This window comes from Piscinibacter gummiphilus, assembly GCF_032681285.1.
In the GTDB taxonomy this organism is placed as follows: Bacteria; Pseudomonadota; Gammaproteobacteria; order Burkholderiales; family Burkholderiaceae_C; genus Rhizobacter; species Rhizobacter gummiphilus_A.
In genome coordinates this window covers 3829793-3849134 of record NZ_CP136336.1, presented here as the reverse complement: position 1 = coordinate 3849134, position 19342 = coordinate 3829793, and the positions used below count along the sequence as shown (strand labels likewise).

At 68.6% G+C, this 19342-nt stretch carries 19 protein-coding genes; 8 read left to right on the top strand and 11 right to left on the bottom strand.

Features of this window, described 5'->3' with window-relative positions:
* Nucleotides 1-7 precede the first annotated feature (7 nt).
* Nucleotides 8-436 (bottom strand): VOC family protein, encoded by a 429-nt coding sequence (locus RXV79_RS17960; RefSeq protein WP_316699445.1) that lies wholly within the window; start codon nucleotides 434-436, stop codon nucleotides 8-10.
* Between the two features lie 177 nt (nucleotides 437-613).
* Here RXV79_RS17960 and RXV79_RS17955 point away from each other — a divergent pair, with 177 nt between their 5' ends.
* Nucleotides 614-1060, top strand: coding sequence for an SRPBCC family protein (locus RXV79_RS17955; RefSeq protein ID WP_316704144.1), 447 nt, complete (start codon nucleotides 614-616; stop codon nucleotides 1058-1060).
* 15 nt (nucleotides 1061-1075) lie between these two features.
* On the opposite strand, the gene RXV79_RS17950 is transcribed toward RXV79_RS17955, so the two are convergent.
* Entirely contained in the window at nucleotides 1076-2233 is a 1158-nt protein-coding gene (locus RXV79_RS17950; protein ID WP_413816626.1) for an HPP family protein, read from the bottom strand.
* A gap of 110 nt (nucleotides 2234-2343) precedes the next feature.
* Between RXV79_RS17950 and RXV79_RS17945 the strand changes: the two genes are divergently transcribed.
* On the top strand, nucleotides 2344-3471 hold the full coding sequence (locus tag RXV79_RS17945; RefSeq protein ID WP_316699444.1) for a pyridoxal-phosphate-dependent aminotransferase family protein: 1128 nt from the start codon (nucleotides 2344-2346) through the stop codon (nucleotides 3469-3471).
* On the opposite strand, the gene RXV79_RS17940 is transcribed toward RXV79_RS17945, so the two are convergent.
* Entirely contained in the window at nucleotides 3468-6161 is a 2694-nt protein-coding gene (locus tag RXV79_RS17940) for an excinuclease ABC subunit UvrA (protein ID WP_413816625.1), read from the bottom strand. The two genes, RXV79_RS17945 and RXV79_RS17940, sit on opposite strands and share 4 nt — an antisense overlap.
* Before the next feature lie 54 nt (nucleotides 6162-6215).
* On the opposite strand from RXV79_RS17940, the gene RXV79_RS17935 reads away from it, so the two are divergent.
* The gene (locus RXV79_RS17935; protein WP_316699442.1) at nucleotides 6216-7109 is read left to right on the top strand and encodes an ion transporter; all 894 of its coding nucleotides are present in this window, start codon (nucleotides 6216-6218) and stop codon (nucleotides 7107-7109) included.
* Between the two features lie 6 nt (nucleotides 7110-7115).
* On the opposite strand, the gene RXV79_RS17930 is transcribed toward RXV79_RS17935, so the two are convergent.
* The gene (locus RXV79_RS17930) at nucleotides 7116-7508 is read right to left on the bottom strand and encodes a BLUF domain-containing protein (protein WP_316699441.1); all 393 of its coding nucleotides are present in this window, start codon (nucleotides 7506-7508) and stop codon (nucleotides 7116-7118) included.
* Between the two features lie 188 nt (nucleotides 7509-7696).
* Between RXV79_RS17930 and RXV79_RS17925 the strand changes: the two genes are divergently transcribed.
* Nucleotides 7697-9256 carry a Do family serine endopeptidase gene (locus RXV79_RS17925; RefSeq protein ID WP_316699440.1) on the top strand — a complete coding sequence of 520 codons (1560 nt, stop codon included), beginning with the start codon at nucleotides 7697-7699 and terminating at the stop codon, nucleotides 9254-9256.
* 111 nt (nucleotides 9257-9367) lie between these two features.
* Nucleotides 9368-9874 (top strand): hypothetical protein, encoded by a 507-nt coding sequence (locus RXV79_RS17920; RefSeq protein WP_316699439.1) that lies wholly within the window; start codon nucleotides 9368-9370, stop codon nucleotides 9872-9874.
* A 46-nt stretch (nucleotides 9875-9920) separates the two neighbouring features.
* Here RXV79_RS17920 and RXV79_RS17915 read toward each other — a convergent pair whose 3' ends face one another.
* From RXV79_RS17915 to RXV79_RS17890, 6 genes are read right to left on the bottom strand one after another with little or no spacing between them, the layout of a single operon-like run.
* Complete coding sequence (locus RXV79_RS17915; protein WP_316699438.1) at nucleotides 9921-10376, bottom strand: VOC family protein; 456 nt, start codon at nucleotides 10374-10376, stop codon at nucleotides 9921-9923.
* Complete coding sequence (locus RXV79_RS17910; protein ID WP_316699437.1) at nucleotides 10373-11266, bottom strand: AraC family transcriptional regulator; 894 nt, start codon at nucleotides 11264-11266, stop codon at nucleotides 10373-10375. Before RXV79_RS17910 ends, RXV79_RS17915 begins: the two co-directional genes overlap by 4 nt.
* A 14-nt stretch (nucleotides 11267-11280) precedes the next feature.
* Nucleotides 11281-12765 (bottom strand): protein kinase domain-containing protein, encoded by a 1485-nt coding sequence (locus RXV79_RS17905; RefSeq protein ID WP_316699436.1) that lies wholly within the window; start codon nucleotides 12763-12765, stop codon nucleotides 11281-11283.
* On the bottom strand, nucleotides 12755-13498 hold the full coding sequence (locus tag RXV79_RS17900; protein WP_316699435.1) for a metallophosphoesterase family protein: 744 nt from the start codon (nucleotides 13496-13498) through the stop codon (nucleotides 12755-12757). The genes RXV79_RS17905 and RXV79_RS17900 overlap by 11 nt, the downstream gene beginning before the upstream one ends.
* 17 nt (nucleotides 13499-13515) lie before the next feature.
* Complete coding sequence (argF, locus tag RXV79_RS17895; protein WP_316699434.1) at nucleotides 13516-14448, bottom strand: ornithine carbamoyltransferase; 933 nt, start codon at nucleotides 14446-14448, stop codon at nucleotides 13516-13518.
* On the bottom strand, nucleotides 14445-15659 hold the full coding sequence (locus RXV79_RS17890) for an aspartate aminotransferase family protein (RefSeq protein WP_316699433.1): 1215 nt from the start codon (nucleotides 15657-15659) through the stop codon (nucleotides 14445-14447). Before RXV79_RS17890 ends, argF begins: the two co-directional genes overlap by 4 nt.
* 362 nt (nucleotides 15660-16021) lie before the next feature.
* On the opposite strand from RXV79_RS17890, the gene RXV79_RS17885 reads away from it, so the two are divergent.
* On the top strand, nucleotides 16022-16357 hold the full coding sequence (locus RXV79_RS17885) for a DUF3579 domain-containing protein (protein WP_316699432.1): 336 nt from the start codon (nucleotides 16022-16024) through the stop codon (nucleotides 16355-16357).
* 70 nt (nucleotides 16358-16427) lie between these two features.
* Here the strand turns inward: RXV79_RS17885 and rpsT are convergent, their stop codons facing one another.
* The gene (gene rpsT / locus RXV79_RS17880) at nucleotides 16428-16727 is read right to left on the bottom strand and encodes a 30S ribosomal protein S20 (protein WP_316699431.1); all 300 of its coding nucleotides are present in this window, start codon (nucleotides 16725-16727) and stop codon (nucleotides 16428-16430) included.
* A 97-nt stretch (nucleotides 16728-16824) separates the two neighbouring features.
* Between rpsT and murJ the strand changes: the two genes are divergently transcribed.
* The gene (gene murJ, locus RXV79_RS17875) at nucleotides 16825-18381 is read left to right on the top strand and encodes a murein biosynthesis integral membrane protein MurJ (RefSeq protein WP_316699430.1); all 1557 of its coding nucleotides are present in this window, start codon (nucleotides 16825-16827) and stop codon (nucleotides 18379-18381) included.
* Nucleotides 18382-18405: 24 nt separating this feature from the next.
* The gene (locus RXV79_RS17870) at nucleotides 18406-19275 is read left to right on the top strand and encodes a SirB1 family protein (protein WP_316699429.1); all 870 of its coding nucleotides are present in this window, start codon (nucleotides 18406-18408) and stop codon (nucleotides 19273-19275) included.
* The last annotated feature ends 67 nt before the right edge of the window (nucleotides 19276-19342 follow it).

The window sequence follows — 19342 nt, the reverse complement described above, 5'->3', positions numbered from 1 at the left end:
GCCCGCGCTAGAACGTGACCTTCACCGATTCAGCACTGCGCTTGGCCGGGCCGTGGAAGACGGCCTCGACGTTATTGCCGTCGGGGTCGATCACGAAGGCCGCGTAGTAGCCAGGGTGGTACGGGCGCTCTCCGGGCGCGCCGTTGTCCTTGCCGCCGCTGGCCAGCGCGGCCTTGTGGAAGGCATCGACGGTGGCGCGGTCTTTCGCCTGGAACGCGAAGTGATGGCGGCCCGTGAGATGGCCTTGCGCGGCCTGGCTTTCGGCGGTGGAGACGAAGAGCTCGTCGGCCCAGAAGTAGCCGTCGCCAGTGCCGCCGATCGGAATGCCCAGCACTTCGAGCACGGCCGTGTAGAAGCGCTGGCTGGCCGGCAGGTCGCGCACGACGAGTTGCAGATGGTCGAGAAGGCGGCCGCGGTGCAGTTCGTTGGTTTCCATGAAGGGCTCCTGTGGTGACTTCGGACCATCCTAGCCAGCAGACGGCGTGCCGCAACGGATGTCAGGGCGTGTCAGGGCCGGAGAGTTTTTCGATGCGCTTGTCGAAAGCCGCGGTCGCGGCGCGTCGTCTCGGCAGAGGGTCGTCCTCTGCTGAAAGGAAGACAAGCCATGAACGCCATCACGACCAACACCGTGCGCCTGCACCGCGTGCTGCGCACCACCCCCGAGCGGCTGTACCGCGCCTTCGTCGACGCCGATGCGCTTGCCAAGTGGCTGCCGCCCAACGGGTTCACCGGCAAGGTCCATGAGATGGACGCGCGGGTGAACGGCCGCTACACGATGTCGTTCACCAACTTCTCGTCGGGCCACACCCACGGCTTCACCACCACCTTCCTCGAGATGAAGCCGGGCGAGCGGCTGGCCTACGTGGCGGTGTTCGACGACCCCGGCCTGCCGGGCGAGATCAAGACCACGGTCACGCTGATGAAGGTGAGTTGCGGAACGGCGTTGCACGTCACGCAGGAGGGGATCCCCAACGTGATCCCGGTCGATGGCTGCATGCTGGGCTGGCAGGAGTCGCTCGCGCAACTGGCCCTCTTGGTCGAGCCCGACATCCCGGGCTGACGCTTCCGGGCTGCTTCAATGGCTGCGGCACAAGGCCGCCACCACGTCGGACTGCGTGATGATGCCCACCAGCCGCTTGTCGTCGTCGATGATGGGAATGTGGTGGTGGCCGGTGTCGGCAAAGAGCGGCACGAGCTCGCTCAGGCGCCGGTCGGCGCTCGCCACGCGCACCTGGCGCACCATGATCTGGCCCACCGTCTCTGGCTTGGTGGAGTAGGGCGTGGGCGAAGGTGTGATGAAGCTGCGCAGGCGCTCCACCCAGCCGTGGTGGAAGTCGAGATCGGCATGGCGCATGAAGTCGGCGAGTGTCACCACGCCCACCACGCGCCTGACCTTGTCGACCACCGGCAGCGCCTTGATGCGGCGCTCGCGCAGCAGCTTCCAGGCGTCTTGCAGCGAGTCGCCGAATTCCACGGTCACGAGATCGGTCGACATCACGTCGCGGCAGCGCAGTTCGCCCAGGCGGCGGCGGTAGGACTCGAGCTCGGTCTGCGCGAGCAGGGCCTGCAGATCGTCGGGGCTCACGTCGAGCACCTGGTTGTAGCGTTTGAGCACGGTGTCGAGGTCGGCCTCGGTGAAGACCGGCTGGTGCGAGGCACTCGGCACCGGTGCCGCCACGCCCTGGCGATGCGGGTAGCGCTTGCCCGTCGCGTTGTTGTAGACGATGCCGGCCAGGGCGAGCGCGAAGGAATGCGTGAACACCGGCACCAGCGCGAACCGCGGGTCGGTCGTGCCCAGCAGCACCACCAGCAGGGCGCTCGCACCGCCCGGCGGGTGCAGGCAGCGCAGGGCGAACATTGCGGCAATGGCCAGCGCAACCGCCACCGCCGCGGTCATTGGCGTCGGCCCCCATGCGAGCGTGCAGGCGATGCCGATGAGCGCCGACACCGAGTTGCCCCCGACCACCGGCCACGGCTGCGCGAGCGGGCTCGCTGGCAGGCCAAACACCAGCACCGCGCTCGCCCCGAGCGGCGCGATCAGCCACGGGATGGTCGGGCTGCCGTGCGAGAGGGCCATGCTGGCCAGTGCCGTGAGGAAGAGGCCGATGCCGGCGCCGACGACCACGCGCCACCGCTCGCGTGCGTTGACGCGCATCCGCATCGGTTTGAGGTCGGTCAGCCAGTGGGTGAGTCGCAGGAACAACGTGGAAGAGCTGAAGTCGGGGCTGGACATGGACGACTGTGCGGGTGCGAGCAGGCGGGCATTGTCGCCGCTGCACCTAAGCGAAGAGGGGCGGTGATAAGCTGGCCCGATCTCCTTCAACACCTTGTGCGAGACCCACCATGCCTGGACTGCTGCCCCACGTCGACCCCGAAGGCCTGCTCGAGTTCTCGGTCGTCTACACCGACCGTGCGCTGAATCACATGTCGAAGAAGTTCCAGGGGGTGATGCGCGACATCTCGGCCACGCTGAAGGAGGCCTACAACGCCAAGGCCGCCATCGTGGTGCCGGGCAGCGGCACCTTCGGCATGGAAGCGGTGGCGCGCCAGTTCGCCACCCATCAGAAGGTGCTCGTGATCCGCAACGGCTGGTTCAGCTTCCGTTGGACGCAGATTTTCGAGATGGGGAACATCCCGTCGTCGGCGACCGTGCTCAAGGCCAAGCGCATCGGCGCGGCCCCCGACGCCGCATTCGCGCCCGCGTCCATCGACGAAGTGGTGGCCGCCATCGAGCGCGAGAAGCCGGCCGCGGTGTTCGCCGCGCACGTGGAAACGGCCAGCGGCATGCTGCTGCCCGACGACTACCTGCGTGCAGTGGGCCAGGCGACCCAGGCCGCAGGCGGCCTCTTCGTGCTCGACTGCATCGCCTCGGGTGCGATCTGGGTCGACATGGTGAAGAACCACGTCGACGTGCTCATCAGTGCGCCGCAGAAGGGCTGGAGCGGCTCGCCCGGCTGCGCCTTCGTCATGCTCGGCGAGCGCGCCCGCGCGCGCATCGACCAGACCACCAGCACCAGCTTCGCGTGCGACCTGAAGAAGTGGCTCGCCATCATGGAAAGCTATGAGGGCGGCGCTTACAGCTACCACACCACCATGCCGACCGATGCGCTCACCCGCGTGCGCGACGTGATGCTCGAGACCAAGGCTTTCGGCTTCGAGAAGGCGCGCGCGGCGCAGCAGGAGCTGGGCAGCAAGGTGCGGGCGCTGCTCGCGAAGCACGGCTTCAAGAGTGTGGCCGCCCCCGGCTACGAAGCGCCGGGCGTGGTGGTGAGCTACACCAGCGACCCCGAGATCCAGTCGTCGACGAAATTCCTCGCGGCGGGCCTGCAGACGGCGGCTGGCGTGCCGCTGCAATGCGACGAAGGCGCCGACTTCAAGACCTGGCGCATCGGTCTCTTCGGGCTCGACAAGCTCGGCAACGTCGACCGCACCGTCGGACAACTGGACGCTGCGCTGCAGCAGATCCGCTAGCGGCTCCCAAAGGGCTGTGCCAGGTAGGGCGCGGTGCGGCTGCCGGCCGCCTGCGCCACCTCGGCGGGCCGGCCGCAGGCCACCTGCCGGCCACCCTCTTGCCCCGCGCCGGGGCCCATGTCGATCACCCAGTCGCTCGCGGCGGCCACGCGCATGTCGTGCTCGACCACCACCACCGTGTTGCCGGCGTCGACCAGGCCGTTGAGTTGCGTCATCAGGCGGTCGACGTCTGACGCGTGCAGGCCGGTGGTGGGCTCGTCGAGCACGTACAGCGTGTCGCCGCGCTGAGAGCGCTGCAGCTCGGTCGCGAGCTTGATGCGCTGTGCTTCGCCGCCCGAGAGTTCGGTGGCGGGCTGCCCGAGGCGCAGGTAGCCGAGGCCGATGTCCTGCAGGAGCTGCAGCGGGCGGCGCAGCGGGGCTTCGTCGGCGAAGAAGGCGAGCGCCTCGGTCACCGTCATGCCGAGGACCTGCGCGATGTTCTTCTCGCGCCAGGTGACGGTGAGCGTCTGCTCGTTGTAGCGCGCGCCGTGGCAGGTGGGGCAGGGCGCGTAGACGCTTGGCATGAAGAGCAGCTCCACGCTCACGAAGCCTTCGCCCTCGCAGGTGTCGCAGCGGCCCTTGGCCACGTTGAACGAGAAGCGGCCTGCATCGAAGCGGCGCCTGCGCGCGGCCGGCGTGGCGGCGAAGAGGCGGCGCACGTGGTCGAAGAGGCCGGTGTAGGTGGCGAGGTTCGAGCGCGGCGTGCGGCCGATGGGCTTCTGGTCGACGCGCACCAGGCGGCGGATGGCCTCCATGCCCGAGCCGATGCGGCCGCGCGCGGTCTCGGTGATCTCGCCGGCGGCATCGTCGCCTTCGTCGTCGGCGGGGGGTGGCTCGTGGCCGAGCTGGGCCGACACCAGCTGCACCAGCGCCTGGCTCACGAGGCTCGACTTGCCCGAGCCCGACACGCCGGTGACGCAGGTGAAGGCGCCGACGGGGAAGCGCGCATCGAGGCCGCGCAAGTTGTGGCAGGTGATGCCTTCGAGCGTCAGCCAGCGGTCGACGGGGCGCTGCCGCGCGCTCAGGCGCCGCTCGCCGAAGAGGTGCTTCGCGGTGTGCGAGTTGGCGACATCGCGCAGCCCTTCGGGCGGCCCGCTGTAGAGCACCTGTCCGCCGAGCTCGCCCGCGTCGGGCCCCACGTCGACCAGCCAGTCGGCGCGGCGCATCAGCGACACGTCGTGCTCCACCACGAAGAGCGAGTTGCCGCCGTCCTTGAGCCGCCCGAGTGCGCGCAGCAGGGCTTCCCCGTCGGCCGGGTGCAGGCCGGCCGAAGGTTCGTCGAGCACGTAGACCACGCCGAAGAGGTTGGAGCGGATCTGCGTGGCCAGGCGCACGCGCTGCAGCTCGCCGGGCGAGAGCGTGGGCGTGCTGCGATCGAGCGACAGGTAGCCCAGGCCCAGGTCGCACAAGGTGCTCACGCGTTCCAGCACGTCGTGTGCGATGCGTTGCGCGGCGATGCGTTTTTCTTCCGACAGGTGGGGCGTGAGCCGCACGTCGGGGGCCGCGGCATGCGCCGAGCCACCGGCCGCCACGCGGCGTGCGGTGTGCTGCTGCGTGGCCGAGCGGCTGAGCGCGGGAGCGGCCTGCGTGCCGGCTTCGAACTGCCCTTGCGCCGCCGGCTGCAGCGCGTCGGCGAGCTGCATGAGCGGCATCTGCGCCAGCTCGCCGATGTCCAGCCCCGCGAAGGTGACGGCCAGCGCCTCGCGCTTGAGCCGCTTGCCGTGACATTCGGCGCAGAGGCTGCCCACCATGTAGCGCGAAACACGCTTCTTCATCAGCGCGCTCTGCGTGGTGGCGAAGGTCTGCAGCACGTACTTGCGCGCGCCGGTGAAGGTGCCCTGGTAGCTGGGCTCTTCTTTCCGGCGCAGCGCGGCGCGGGTCTCGGCGGGCGTGAAGCCGGCGTAGACGGGCACGGTGGGCTGCTCGTCGGTGAAGAGGATCCAGTTGCGGTCTTTCTTCGGCAGGTCGCGCCAGGGGGTGTCGACGTCATAGCCGAGCGTGACGAGGATGTCGCGCAGGTTCTGCCCGTGCCAGGCAGGCGGCCAGGCGGCGACTGCGCGCTCACGGATGGTGAGCGAGTCGTCGGGCACCATCGATTTCTCGGTCACCTCGTACACATGCCCGAGGCCGTGGCACACGGGGCAGGCGCCCTGCGGCGTGTTGGGCGAGAAGTCTTCCGCGTAGAGCATGGGCTGGCCGCGCGGGTAGGTGCCGGCGCGCGAATAGAGCATGCGCAGCAGGCTGCCGATGGTAGTGACGCTCGCCACCGTCGAGCGCGTGCTGGGTGTGCCGCGCTGCTGCTGCAAGGCCACGGCCGGGGGCAGGCCGTCGATCGAGTCGACGTCCGGCACGCCCACCTGGTCGATCAGCCGGCGTGCGTAGGGGGCGACCGACTCGAAGTAGCGCCGCTGCGCCTCGGCGTAGAGCGTGCCGAAGGCGAGCGACGATTTGCCCGATCCCGAGACGCCGCTGAAGACGACGAGCGCGTTGCGCGGCACGTCGAGGTCCACGTTCTTCAGGTTGTGCTCGCGCACGCCGCGCACGCGCACGAAGCCGTCATCCGGCGGTGCTTGGAAAGGCTTGGAGGCGGGGCTCTGTTTGGGCACGGTGAGGGCAGTGTGGACGGGGCTGCCCCATCCGGCAAATCGCATGCCCATGTCTGGGTCACGCCAACTGCCCTGCGGGCTCGCATACGATCGGCGCCCATGAGCATCGCCACACCGACCCGCGCCGCGCCGAGCGAGGGCTCCGACGCCGAACTCCACCCCTATGGCCGGCCCGCGGCCGGGTGGCGCCGCAAGCTTTTTCGCGTGATCTTCGAATCGGACACGGTCGCCGGAAAGTTGTTCGACGAAGTGCTGATCGGGCTCATCCTCGCGAGCCTCGTGGTGGTGGTGCTCGACAGCATCGCCTCGATTCACGCGGCCTACGGCGGCCTCTTCACCGTGCTGGAGTGGAGCTTCACGTTGCTCTTCACGCTGGAGTACATCGCCCGGCTGGTGTGCGTGCAGCGCCCGCTGCGCTACGCCCGCAGCGTGTTCGGCGTGATCGACCTGGTGGCGGTGCTGCCCACGTACCTCGCGATCCTCGTGCCCGGCCTGCATGCGTTGATCGACGTGCGGGTGCTGCGGCTGCTGCGCATCTTCCGCATCTTCAAGCTCAGCGCCTACATCGCCGAATACGGCGCGCTCGGGCGGGCGCTCTACGAGTCGCGCCGCAAGATCTTCGTCTTCCTGTCGTTCGTGATGATCGTCGTGCTCATCATGGGCACGCTGATGTACGTGGTGGAAGGGCCGGCGCACGGTTTCCACAACATTCCGACGGGGGTGTACTGGGCCATCACCACGATGACGACAGTGGGCTTCGGCGACATCACGCCCAAGACCGACCTCGGGCGCTTCATCGCGTCGATCATGATGCTCCTGGGCTGGGGCACGCTCGCCGTGCCCACCGGCATCGTGAGCGCCGAATTCACCGCCCAGAAGCTGCGCCCGCGCACGCGCCACTGCACCGCCTGCGGGAGCGACGGGCATTCGATGTCGGACCGCTTCTGCCGCGATTGCGGCGCCGCGCTGCCGCCGGTGACGGCGACGGAGTGAACAGGCTCAGGGCTTGAACATCAGGTCGAGCACGCGCTGGGCCCGACGGGTGTTGACGCGGCGCGTGCCGAGCAGGTTGGCGATCAGCTCGTTGGCCCCGGGGGCTTCGGTGTAGGCCATCTGCGCCTCGCCGTAGCGGCGTGCGGCAAGACGACCTTTGACGAGCGTGCGCACGGTGTCGTGCCGGTGGTCGGCCGCGATGGCCACCATCGTCTCGGCCAGCGAGACGGCCGGCCCCTCGATCAGCTGCGCGAAGTGCCCACCCGTGTAGAGCAGCGAGCCGGTCAACTGGCGGCGTGCGTTGAGCGTGCGCGCGTTGGCCACGATGTCGTGCACCTGCTCGCGCGAGGCGAGCGAGCGGCTCACATAGAAGATCTGATACAGGTCGGGACGGTCCACAGGCTGAAGGGTACGGTGGACGGTCGTGCGGCATGGGCCGGAAGATGCCCGGCAAACCTGGCCTTTTCGGCAGCCCGCGGCTTAACTTTCACCTAACGCTCGCCTAAGAATGCCTTCATAGGGCCTTTCTATCGTTGCCGCATGCGGGGGTGGCCCCGCTCGGATCTCCTGAAAACGAAAGGCTCGCCATGAAACTCAACCCTCTGAATGCCACCCTGGTGGCTGCGGGTGTCCTCGCGATGGGCACGGCTGGCGCGTTCAGCCTGAAGCCGTGGTTCCAGGACAAGGCCGAAGCAGCGCCGTCGACCCCGCCGGCGGTGGTCGCCGCCGCCACACCTTCGGCCACGGGCGCCACGGCCGCCACGACCGCTGCCGCGGCGATGGCGCCGGTCGCGCCCATCCCGGCGCAGGCAGTGGTGCCCAACTACCGCGCGATCTTTGCGCAGGCGGGCCCGGCCGTCGTCGGCGTGACGGTGTCGGGCACGCACAAGCTCTCGGCCGACGAGCAGCAGATGCAGGGTGGCCTGCCGCCCGGCTTCGAGAACGACCCCTTCTTCAAGTTCTTCCGCGGCCTGCCGGGCATGCAGGCGCCGCGCGGGCGTGGCGGCATCCCGGAGCAGCCGTTCCGCGGCCAGGGCTCGGGCTTCATCATCAGCGCCGATGGCCTGATCCTCACCAACGCGCACGTGGTGCGCGAAGCGAAGGACGTGACCGTCAAGCTGAGTGACCGCCGCGAGTTCACCGCCAAGGTGCTGGGCAGCGACCCGACCACCGACGTGGCGGTGCTGCGCATCAACGCGAAAGACCTGCCGACCGTGCGCCTGGGCAACCCCAAGCAGCTGGAAGTGGGCGACCCGGTAATGGCGATCGGCTCTCCCTTCGGCTTCGAGCAGACCGCCACGCAAGGCATCGTGAGCGCCAAGGGCCGCTCGCTGCCGGGCGATTCGGTGGTGCCCTTCATCCAGACGGATGCGGCGGTGAACCCCGGCAACTCGGGCGGCCCGCTCTTCGACGGCAGCGGCACGGTGGTGGGCATCAACGCGCAGATCTACTCGCAGTCGGGCGGCTACCAGGGCCTGTCGTTCGCGATCCCGATCGACGTGGCGCTGAAGGTGAAGGACCAGATCGTCGCCACCGGCAAGGCCCAGCACGGCCGCCTGGGCGTGACGGTGCAGGACGTGAACCAGTCGCTCGCCGAATCGTTCGGCATGAAGCGGCCCGACGGCGCGCTCGTGGCGAGCGTGTCGCGCAACAGCGCGGCCGCCAAGGCGGGCCTGAAGCCGGGTGACGTGATCACCGAGGTGAACGGCGAGCCGGTGGTGCGCTCGGGGTCGCTGAGCAGCCTGATCGGCATGGCCAGCCCCGGCGACAAGGTGAAGCTCAAGGTCTGGCGCGACCGGGGTCAGATCGACGTCGACGCCACGCTCGGCGGCGCCGAAGACGCGCAGCAGCAGGCCGCCAACGACGACCAGGCCGACCGCGCCGGCCAGCTTGGCCTGGCCCTGCGCCCGCTGTCGCGCGACGAGCGCCGCCAGGTCGAGACCGAAGGCAGCCTGCTGGTCGAGAACGTGACGGGCGCGGCGGCTCGCGCCGGCATCGAGCGGGGCGACGTGCTCATCGCCATCAACGGCAAGCCGGTCACTTCGGTCGATCAGATCAAGAGCGTGATGTCGGGCAAGCCGAAGAGCGTGGCCCTGCTGGTCGAGCGTGACGGAGAACGGATCTTCGTACCGGTGAACCTCGGCTGATGAGGCCGTAGGACTTGGCCGCAATCTGCATCAATGGTGGGCTGGCGGCGAAACAGCGGGGCGGAATTGAGCGACAAATGCGTACCTTCCCAACAACCTTGAGAGGACGCCATGAAGAATTCGATTCCGCACCTGCTGATCCCGGCCGCCATCGCCGCCCTGGCACTGGCCGGCCACCCGGCCAAGGCGCAAGACGAACCGGCCTCGCCGCCCCCCGGCGCGTCGGCTCGCTCGGTGCTGCCGGGCGAAGCGGTGCCGTTGCCGGAAGTGCAGACCTCAGGCAGCGTGAGCTACGTGACCGGCGGCATCCCCTACGAGCAACTGCCGGCGTTCAATGCCGCACGCAGCCAGTTCCCGCTCAACATCGAGGTCTACGAACGTGATGGCGCGCGCAATGCCTTCACCGCCGATGCCGATGTGCGGGTGATCAACGCGAAGAGCGGCGACGTGGTGCTCGAGACCAAGACCGAAGGCCCGTACCTGTGGGCCAAGGTGCCGCCGGGGCAATACAAGGTCGAGACCACGCTCAACGGCAAGGTCAAGGAAGCACGTGTGTCGGTGAACGGCACGAAGCCGGCCCGCACCATCGTCGTGTTCCCGGACGGGACCACGGAGTGACGCCACGACGGGAGCTGCATCAGCTCCCGTTTTGCGCACGGAGGCATCAGCCTCCGTTCTGCATCAGCTCGGTGTAGCGCTGCTGCATCTCCTGCGGCGACAGTTTCTCGATCGAGTGCCCGATGAGCCAGGTGTGGCCAAACGGGTCGCGCAGCTTGCACGAGCGCTCGCCGTAGAACTGGTTGGCGGGCGGGCTGATGAGGGTGGCCCCGCAGGCCACCGCCTGCTCGCCCATCGCATCGCAATCGTCCACATGCAGGTGGATGACCATGCCCGACAGGCCCTGGGCCGGTGGCGCGGTGATGCCGAATTCCGGGTACTCCTCGGAAATCATCAGCACCGCGCTCGGGCCCATCTGAAGCTCGACGTGGCCGACACGGCCGGAGGGCTCGGTCAGCCGGTACAGCTCTTCGGCACCGAAGGCCCGTGTGTAGAAATCGATGGCCTGCTGCGCGCTCGGCACGCAGAGGTAGGCGTACAACTCGTGGATGCTGTTCTTCATGAGGGCTCCTTGGGGCGATTGGCCCATGCTAGGCAGCCGGCGGCGGGGCGTATTGGAGGTTTTTTCACCGCCCCCGGCACGGCCATGTGGCTGGGCTGGTCGGGTTGCAGCGGCGCGTAGGCCGTGGGCGTGAGGCCGGTGATGCGCCTGAACTCGTGGATGAGGTGCGACTGGTCGGCGTAGCCGGCCTCGGCGGCGGTGAGTGCCCAGTCGCTTGAAGGCGCGAGCGCCAGGCGTGACAGCAGCGTGTGAAAGCGCAGCACGCGGGCGTAACGCTTGGGCGTGAGGCCCACGTGCCGCTCGAAGCGCGCGATGAAGCGTGTGGGGCCGAGGCCGCTCGCGCGTTGCTGGGGCTCGACGTGGATCGCGGTGGGGTCTTGCGCCATCGCCTGCACCGCCTGCGCCATCAGCCGATCGTCGTGCGGGGCCAGCGCCAGCCGCGCCATCAAATACGCCTCGAGGTGCAGCAGGCGGGCGTGCAGGCCGGGTGTGTCTTGCAGATCCTCGCGCAATGCGCGGGCACTCGGGCCCCAGAGGGCGTCGAGCGGCACGGTCCGGTTGCGCAGCGCGGGCAGGGCGCCGCCGAAGAACGCCGCGGCGCCACCGGGCTTGAAGTGCACGCCGACCACGCATGAGGAGCTGCCGGTGTCGCGCTGGCAGGCCCGGTCGTGCGCGCCGTGCACCACGCCGCCATCGAAGTGCTCGCCTGCGGCGTCGTCGTGGCTGCGGTAGCGGCTGATGCGCTGGCCGTCGAGCAGCGGGATCACGATGTCGACACGGCCGGTGGGCAGGTTGAACTCGCGCGTGTGCGGCTGCGCACCACGCTCGCTCGCCCACAGCATCTCGACGTGCGGCACCAGCGGGGCGATGGGGCGGCGCGTCAGCAGCATGGCTGTCTGCCGGCCTACTGGCTGCGCGCCGGGGCGCGCACCACGGTCACGCTGCACTCGGACTGCGCGGTGACCTCGGTCGACACGCTGCCGAGGTAGCGGCGCAGCCCACCACTGCTGCGCGCGCCCATCACGATGTGGTCGACCTGGTTCTTGCGCGCGTAGTCGACGATGGCGGTGGCCGGGTCGGGCGCCTCCAGCACATGGAAGGTGATGCGGCCGGACTGCATGTCGAGCTTCATCTCTTTCGCGATCGGGCGGGCCCAGTGCTTGAGCTGCACGAGCAGGTTGACGTGCTTGCTGCTGCCGTCGGCTTCGAGCAGCTCGTCCATGCCGATGCGGGCGGTCTTCATCACGGCGAGGCAGGCGAGACGGGCGTTGGGCTCGGTCTGCAGCAGGCGCAGGGCGGTCAGGCGCAGGGCTTCGAGCAGATCGGTCTCCGCGTGGCCCACGTCGACGGCGGCGAGCAGGATGGGGCTTCGGGCGAGCTGCGTGGTGGCGCTGGCGCGCGCATTGGGCTCGGCGCCCAGCGCGGAGAACCAGCGCGACATGCGCTTCATCGTGCCGCTGCGCTCACGCTTCTTCGCGCGCTCGGTGAGCGGCACCTGGCTCGGGTTCTGCAGCTGGAAGGCGAGCTGGGCGCCGGTCTGCTGGCGCTCTTCGGGCTTGGGTTCGAGCGCCTGCAGGATGATCTCTTGCAGCCAGGGCGGGCAGTCCTTGCGCAGCGTGATCGGCGGCACCGGGTCTTGGTAGAGCCGCTCGCGCAGGCCGCGCACCGAGTCGGGCGCGCCGAAGGGGCGCTCGCCGGTCGTCAGGTGGTAGAGGATCACGCCGAGCGCGAAAAGGTCGCTGCGCGGGTCGTTGCGCACGAACTGCACCTGCTCGGGCGAGATGTAGGGGCCGGTGCCCATCGGCAGCTCGAACTCCTCGTCGAGCAGGTCGGGCAGCTGGTCGTGGCGCGACAGGCCGAAGTCGATCAGCACCGCTTCGCCGGTGATGCGGAACATGATGTTGCTCGGCTTCACGTCGAGGTGCACCAGGTGCTGACGGTGCAGGTCGTGCAGCGCGGTGGCCACCTTGATGCCGATGTCGACGATCTTCGGGATGGGCAGTGGCGCTTCGTCGAGCAGCGGGCGCAGCGAATCGCCGGGGATGCGCTCCATCACGATGTAGGGCTGCGAGGTGAAGTCGCCCTTGGCCACGAAGCGCGGCACGTGCGGGCCGCTCAACTTGGGCAGGATCATCTGCTCGACCTCGAAGCCGACGATGCTCGCTGGGTCCTCGCCACCGAGGATGCGCGGGACCTTCATGATGAGGTCCATCGGGTCGTCGCTGCTCACGTCGACCACTTTCCACAGGTGGGCCATGCCGCCCTGGTGCAGGTGGCGCTCGAGCTTGAAGTTGTCGATCAGCTCACCGGCCTGCAAGGGGCGCAGGGGGTGCGTGGCCGGCGCGGCCGCGCCGAAGTTGCTCGGGGGGTTGTCGAGTTCAGCCGCCATCTTCGAGACGCTTGGCAAGACGTTGTGGCAGGCCGGCGGCCCGCACCTTGGCCGCAGCCGTGTCGTAGTCGTAGGGCACGCGGAAGTACGTCAGCTCGGCGCTCTCGCTGTCGTACACGGCGTAGCAGGCGGCGGGGTTGTTGTCGCGCGGCTGCCCGGCGGCCCCTGGGATGACCAGCCACTGGCGCTGTGGCGAGAGCGGGATGGGCACGCCCGGCACCGGCTGGAACTCGCCGATCTTGCCGGTGGGCGCGAGGTGGTAGAGCCGCGGCTCGTGCACATGGCCGCAGAAGGTGGTGCGGCAGGCGGTGGCGTGCATGCTGCGCACCGCGTCGGCCCGTGCATGGATGTAGCCCCACTCGCCGGGGGCGTAGGCGTTGGCGTGCACGTAGAGGCGGCCGTCGTCGACGGCGGTGAGCGGCAGGCTGGCGAGGAAGTCGACCTGTGCGTCGTCGAGCTGCTCGCGCGTCCAGGCGACGGTGAAGCGCGCGTCTTCGATCATCGTGGGCTGCGGGCCGGCCACGGTGGCGGCGTCGTGGTTGCCGCGGATGGCAATGGCGCCCTGGGCCACGTGCTCGCGGATCTGGTCGACCACCCAGGCCGGGTCGGCGCCGTAGCCGACGAAGTCGCCGAGGAAGACGTACTTCGTGGCCTGCTGCGACCGCGCGTGTGCGAGAACCTCCGACACCGCCTCGCGGTTGGCATGGAGGTCGGTGATGAAGGCGATCTTCATGGGGGTGTGGTCAAGGCCTAGCCGATGCGCCCGAGTAGCAGGAACTCCATCAGCGCCTTCTGGACGTGCATCCGATTCTCGGCTTCGTCCCACACCACGCTTTGCGGCCCGTCAATGACCTCGGCCTCGACCTCCTCGCCGCGGTGTGCCGGCAGGCAGTGCATGAAGAGCGCGTCGGGCTGGGCGACGGCCATCATTTCGCGGTCGACGCACCAGTCGGCAAAGGCCTTCATGCGCGCTTCGTTCTCGGCTTCGTAGCCCATGCTCGTCCACACGTCGGTGGTCACGAGGTGGGCGCCGCGGCAGGCGTCGAGCGGGTTCTTGAAGGTCTTGAGGCAGCCGGTGTTCGCCACGCCGGCCACCTTGGGATCGATCTCGTAGCCGGTGGGCGTGCTCACGTGGAGCGTGAAGCCCAGGATGTCGGCCGCCTGCAGCCAGGTGTTGGCCATGTTGTTGCCGTCGCCCACCCAGGCCACCGTCTTGCCGCGGATGCTGCCGCGGTGCTCGATGAAGGTGAAGACGTCGGCCAGGATCTGGCAGGGGTGGTACTCGTTGGTGAGCCCATTGATGACGGGCACGCGCGAGTTGGCCGCGAAGGTCTCGATCTTGGTCTGCTCGTAGGTGCGGATCATCACCAGGTCGACCATGCGGCTGATGACCTTGGCGGAGTCTTCCACCGGCTCGGCCCGGCCGAGCTGGCTGTCGCCGGTGGTGAGGTGCACCACCGAGCCGCCCATCTGGTACATGCCGGCCTCGAAGCTCACGCGGGTGCGCGTGCTGGCCTTCTCGAAGATCATGGCCAGCGTGCGGTCGGTCAGCGGCGTGTATTTCTCGTAGTTCTTGAAGCGCTGCTTGATGATCGCGGTGCGGTCGAAGAGGTAGGCGTATTCCTCGGCGCGCAGGTCCTTGAACTGCAGGTAGTGCTTGATGAGGCTCATGCCGGGCTTCATGACGCGGGCTTGGCGAGAAACGCCTTGATCAGCGGGCAGAGGATGGCCAGCAGCTGCTGCACCTCGTCGGCGTTGATGATGAGCGCGGGGAGCAGGCGCACCACCTTGTCGGCGGTCACGCTGATCATGAGACCCGCTTCGGCAGCCTGGCCGAGCAGCTCGCCGCAGGGGCGGTCGAGCTCGACGCCGATCATCAGGCCCTGGCCGCGGATGTCGACCACGCCGGGCAGGGCGCCCAGCTCGCGCTTCAAGCCGTCGGTGAGCAGCTGGCCCATCTTGGCGGCGTTCTCGAGCAGCTTGTCTTCTTCCATGATGCGCAGCGTCTCGACGCCCGCACGCATGGCGAGCGGGTTGCCGCCGAAGGTGGTGCCGTGGTTGCCGGGGCCGAACACGTTGGCAGCACGCGGGCCGCACACGCAGGCGCCGATGGGCACGCCCGAGCCGAGGCCCTTGGCGAGCGGCATCACGTCGGGCTTGATGCCGGCCCACTGGTGCGCGAACCACTTGCCGGTGCGGCCCATGCCGCACTGCACCTCGTCGAGCATGAGCAGCCAGCCCTTTTCGTCGCAAATGCGGCGGGCCTGGCGCAGGTATTCGGCATGCGTCGGATTGATGCCGCCTTCGCCCTGGATCACTTCCAGGAAGATGGCCACGATGTTGGGGTTGGTGGCGGCGGCCTTCTCGATGGCGGCGATGTCGTTGAGCGGCACGCGCACGAAGCCTTCGACCAGCGGGCCGAAGCCGGCCTGCACCTTGGGGTTGCCGGTGGCCGAGAGCGTGGCGATCGAGCGGCCGTGGAAGGCCTTCTCGTAGACGATGATCTCGGGTTTCTCGATGCCCTTGTCATGGCCGAACTTGCGCGCGATCTTGAGCGCGCCTTCGTTGGCTTCGAGGCCCGAGTTGCAGAAGAAGACGTTGGTCAGGCCCGAGATCTCGACCAGCTTGGCGGCGAGCTGCTCCTGCAGCGGCACCTGGTAGTAGTTGGAGCTGTGCATCAGCTTGCCGACCTGGTCTTGCAGCGCCGGCACGAGCTTCGGGTGGGCGTGGCCGAGCGTGTTGACGGCGATGCCGGAGAGCCCGTCGAGGTACTTCTTGCCGTTGGTGTCCCACAGCCAGCAGCCTCGGCCGTAGGCCAGCGCCATCGGCAGGCGGCCATAGGTTGGCATCACGTGCGGCATGGGGGAGGCAGACAGCTTGTCGGGGGCGTTCATGGAGGGGCTCCAAAAGAGGGACGCTGAAAGAGACAAGGCCCGCAGGGAATGCGGGCCTGGGGCGTTTGATTCTAAGGGGGGTGTATGGCGCGGCCGCCTCGTGGAAAGGGTGATGGTGGGTTGAGTTTTGCAAAGGTCTCGTTCGGCAAATGCGAACGACTTTGGCCTGCCGTGAGAGCCAGTTCACGCGCTGCCGTTTCAGCGCGCGAGGCCGTGGCCGATAAGTCCCCATGGACGTGGCAGAACTCACCCCGGCGCGTGCTGCATCGCAGCACATGCGAGGCACAATAGCGGCTTCACCGCAGGCCGTATCCGGGCACGACCCGAGCGCGGCACGCCGTGCTGACCCCGCGTGCCACCGCATGACCACCCCCAAACCCCGAGAAGTCTTCATCCAGGGCCTGACCAAGGACGGCAGGACCTTCCGCCCAAGTGATTGGGCCGAGCGCTTGGCGGGGGCGATGTCGTGCTTCCGCCCCGGCGGCACCACGGCTGGCGGCCCGGGGGCCTTCATCGGCTACTCGCCGTACTGCGTGCCGCGCGTGATCAACGGCGTGAAATGCGTGATCGTCAACGAGGCGCTGCGCGATATCGAGATCATGGCGTGGGACTTCGTCATGAACTTCGCACGCGACAACGAACTGCAGGTGACCGAGGCCTGCCTGTTGCCGGAAGCGCCGCCGAAGCCCGGCGCGTGACGATGCGGCTCCGGAAATGAAAAACCCGCCTTTCGGCGGGTTTTGTCTTCGCGGGACCGGGAAATCAGATTCAGGCGGTGGTGGCGAGGGCCTTGACCTTGGCCGACAGGCGGCTCTTGTGGCGGGCGGCCTTGTTCTTGTGGAAGAGGCCCTTGTCGGCCACGGAGTCGATCACGCTCTGGGCGGCCTTGAAGATCTCGGTGGCTTTCGCCTTGTCGCCAGCGGCAACGGCCTTCTGGACGTTCTTGATGACGGTGCGGAACTTCGAACGCAGCGCGGTGTTGGCAGCATTCAGCTTGACGTCTTGACGCACGCGCTTGCGGCCAGAGGCGATGCGGACGGTCTTTTTGGCTTTGGAGGAGGTGGCCATTGAGCTTGTACCCGGGTTGAGCGAAGTCCGCGAGTATAGCAGGCACCATCGGCTGGCCGCAAATCGTGAGCAGGCGCTACCTATAATCCCGCCGCCCATGAACCTGCTGCGCGCCGCGTCCACCGTCTCCCTGCTGACCCTGGCCTCGCGCATCACCGGCCTGGCCCGCGACACCCTGATCGCCGCGGCCTTCGGTGCCAGCGGCTGGGCCGACGCGTTCAACGTCGCGTTCCGCATCCCCAATCTCTTGCGGCGTCTCTTCGCCGAAGGGGCTTTTGCGCAGGCCTTCGTGCCGCTGCTGGGCGAGACACGCGGGCGTGAGGGCGACGACGCCACGCGCCGGCTCGTCGACGCAGTCGCCACGATGCTCTTCTGGACCCTGATCGTGACGGTGGCCATCGGCATCGTGGCCGCGCCGGCCGTGGTCTGGCTGATGGCCTCGGCGCTTCAGGAGTTCGACGGCGCGGTCGTGATGACCCGCATCATGTTCCCCTACATCGGCTTCATGTCGCTGGTGGCACTGGCGGCCGGGGTGCTCAACACCTGGAAGCGCTTCGCGGTGCCCGCGGCGACGCCGGTGCTGCTCAACGTCTCGATGATCCTGGCGGCCTGGCTGCTGGTGCCGCAGTTCCGCCGCTGGGGCATCGAGCCGGCCTATGCGCTGGCGGTGGGGGTGATGGTGGGCGGGGTGCTGCAGCTGGCGATCCAGGTGCCGGCGCTGATGCGCATCGGCTGCCTGCCGCGCATCGGGCTCACGCCTTCGCGCATCGCTGCGGCGTGGCACCACCCCGGCGTGCACCGCACCTTGCAGCTGATGCTGCCGGCGGTGCTGGGGGTGTCGGTCGCGCAGCTGTCGATGATCATCAACACGCAGATCGCGTCTCACGTGTCGGTGGGCGCGGTCTCGTGGCTCTTCTATGCCGACCGGCTGATGGAATTCCCGACCGGCCTGCTGGGCGTGGCGCTCGGCGTGGTGCTCATCCCGCAGCTCTCGCAGGCGCACGGGCGGGGCGACGCCACCGGCTATTCCGCGATGCTCGACTGGGGCCTGCGCCTCGTGCTGCTGCTCACGCTGCCCTGCGCCGCAGCGCTGCTGGTCTTCGGCACGCCACTGATCGCGGTGCTGTTCCATCGCGGGCAGTTCACCGCCGCCGACGTGCACCAGACCGTGATGGCGCTGCGCGGCTACGGTGTCGGCCTCATCGGCATCGTGGCGGTGAAGGTGCTGGCGCCGGGCTTCTATGCCAGCCTCAACGTGCGCACGCCGGTGAAGATCGCCGTGGGCGTGCTGGTGCTGACGCAGATCCTCAACTGGCTGCTGGTGCCTTACCTCGGCCACGCGGCGCTCGCACTCTCGATCAGCCTCGGCGCGACCGTCAACGCGCTGCTGCTCTTCTTCGGCCTGCGCCGGCGTGGCAGCTACGTGCCCAGCCCCGGCTGGGGCGCCTTCGCCGCGCGGGTGGTGCTGGCCACTGCGGTGATGAGCGGCGCGCTCTGGTATGCCGCCGGCCTGGTCGACTGGGTGGCCTTGGGCCGCCACGAATGGCAACGCGTGGGCTGGCTGGCCGCCTGCATGGCGATGGCCGTGCTGTTGTACTTCGCGACCTTGCTCGCCACCGGCCTCAAGTTCAAGCAGTTCATGCGGCGCGGATAGACTGGCCGCCCACGCTTGACCGCCATGCCCACCTTCCCGCAGTTCCAGGCTCAGACCCCGCTGGAGTACTTCGCCCTGCTCGTGGCCGACGACGACAATTTCTCGTTGCTCGAGGCGGCCGTCTCCCTCGGGCAAGACGACAACCCCGCGCTCGACACGCAGTCGGTCTTGCACCAGATCGACACGCTCGCTGCCCGCCTGAAGGTGCGGGTGCCGGCCGACGCCGGCCCGCGCCAGCGCCTGCGTGTGCTGAACCAGTTCTTCTTCAACGAGCTGGGCTTTTCAGGCAACGTCAACAACTACTACGACCCGGCGAACAGCATGCTCGCCTCGGTGATCGAAACGCGCCGCGGCATTCCGATCACGCTCGCCTTGCTCTACATCGAGCTGGCGACGCAGGCGGGGCTGCGGGCACGTGGTGTCTCGTTCCCGGGGCACTTCCTGGTGAAGGTCAAGCTGAGCGAGGGCGAGGTGGTGATCGACCCCTTCACCGGCCAGTCGCTCTCGCGCGAGCGCCTTGATGAACTTCTGCAGCCCTACCGGCGCCGGCAGGGCCTGACCGGCGACCTCGACGTGCCGCTCAGCCTCTTCCTCCAGGCCGCGCCGCCACGCGACGTGATGGCGCGCATGCTGCGTAACCTGAAGGAGATCTATCGCACCTCCGCCGACTGGCCGCGCCTCGTGGCGGTGCTGAACCGCCTCGTCGTGCTGCTGCCCCAGGCCTGGGACGAGCGCCGCGACCGCGGCCTCGCACAGGCGGAGCTGGGGGCGGTCGATGCAGCGGCGCTCGACCTCGGTGCCTACCTCGCCCATTGCGCGGACGCCCCCGACCGCGACGCCATCGGCCAGCGTCTGATGGCGCTTCGCGACTCGGGCCACGGCCCGCTGCACTGAGCGCTGTATGAACGGCCAGCACCCCGCTGCCTGCCCCTAGAATCTGGCGCTTCCGCAGCTTCGCTCC

Excerpts from the sequence above, each read along its gene's own strand:
- RXV79_RS17870 (WP_316699429.1), top strand. The coding sequence starts at position 18,406 with ATGCCCACCTTCCCGCAGTTCCAGGCTCAGACCCCGCTGGAGTACTTC.
- RXV79_RS17920 (WP_316699439.1), top strand. The coding sequence starts at position 9,368 with ATGAAGAATTCGATTCCGCACCTGCTGATCCCGGCCGCCATCGCCGCC.
- argF (WP_316699434.1), bottom strand. The coding sequence starts at position 14,448 with ATGAAGCCCGGCATGAGCCTCATCAAGCACTACCTGCAGTTCAAGGAC.
- RXV79_RS17910 (WP_316699437.1), bottom strand. The coding sequence starts at position 11,266 with ATGCTGCTGACGCGCCGCCCCATCGCCCCGCTGGTGCCGCACGTCGAG.
- RXV79_RS17945 (WP_316699444.1), top strand. The coding sequence starts at position 2,344 with ATGCCTGGACTGCTGCCCCACGTCGACCCCGAAGGCCTGCTCGAGTTC.
- RXV79_RS17900 (WP_316699435.1), bottom strand. The coding sequence starts at position 13,498 with ATGAAGATCGCCTTCATCACCGACCTCCATGCCAACCGCGAGGCGGTG.
- rpsT (WP_316699431.1), bottom strand. The coding sequence starts at position 16,727 with ATGGCCACCTCCTCCAAAGCCAAAAAGACCGTCCGCATCGCCTCTGGC.
- RXV79_RS17890 (WP_316699433.1), bottom strand. The coding sequence starts at position 15,659 with ATGAACGCCCCCGACAAGCTGTCTGCCTCCCCCATGCCGCACGTGATG.
- RXV79_RS17960 (WP_316699445.1), bottom strand. The coding sequence starts at position 436 with ATGGAAACCAACGAACTGCACCGCGGCCGCCTTCTCGACCATCTGCAA.
- RXV79_RS17925 (WP_316699440.1), top strand. The coding sequence starts at position 7,697 with ATGAAACTCAACCCTCTGAATGCCACCCTGGTGGCTGCGGGTGTCCTC.
- RXV79_RS17935 (WP_316699442.1), top strand. The coding sequence starts at position 6,216 with ATGAGCATCGCCACACCGACCCGCGCCGCGCCGAGCGAGGGCTCCGAC.
- RXV79_RS17885 (WP_316699432.1), top strand. The coding sequence starts at position 16,022 with ATGACCACCCCCAAACCCCGAGAAGTCTTCATCCAGGGCCTGACCAAG.
- RXV79_RS17915 (WP_316699438.1), bottom strand. The coding sequence starts at position 10,376 with ATGAAGAACAGCATCCACGAGTTGTACGCCTACCTCTGCGTGCCGAGC.
- RXV79_RS17905 (WP_316699436.1), bottom strand. The coding sequence starts at position 12,765 with ATGGCGGCTGAACTCGACAACCCCCCGAGCAACTTCGGCGCGGCCGCG.
- RXV79_RS17940 (WP_413816625.1), bottom strand. The coding sequence starts at position 6,161 with ATGCGATTTGCCGGATGGGGCAGCCCCGTCCACACTGCCCTCACCGTG.
- murJ (WP_316699430.1), top strand. The coding sequence starts at position 16,825 with ATGAACCTGCTGCGCGCCGCGTCCACCGTCTCCCTGCTGACCCTGGCC.
- RXV79_RS17950 (WP_413816626.1), bottom strand. The coding sequence starts at position 2,233 with ATGTCCAGCCCCGACTTCAGCTCTTCCACGTTGTTCCTGCGACTCACC.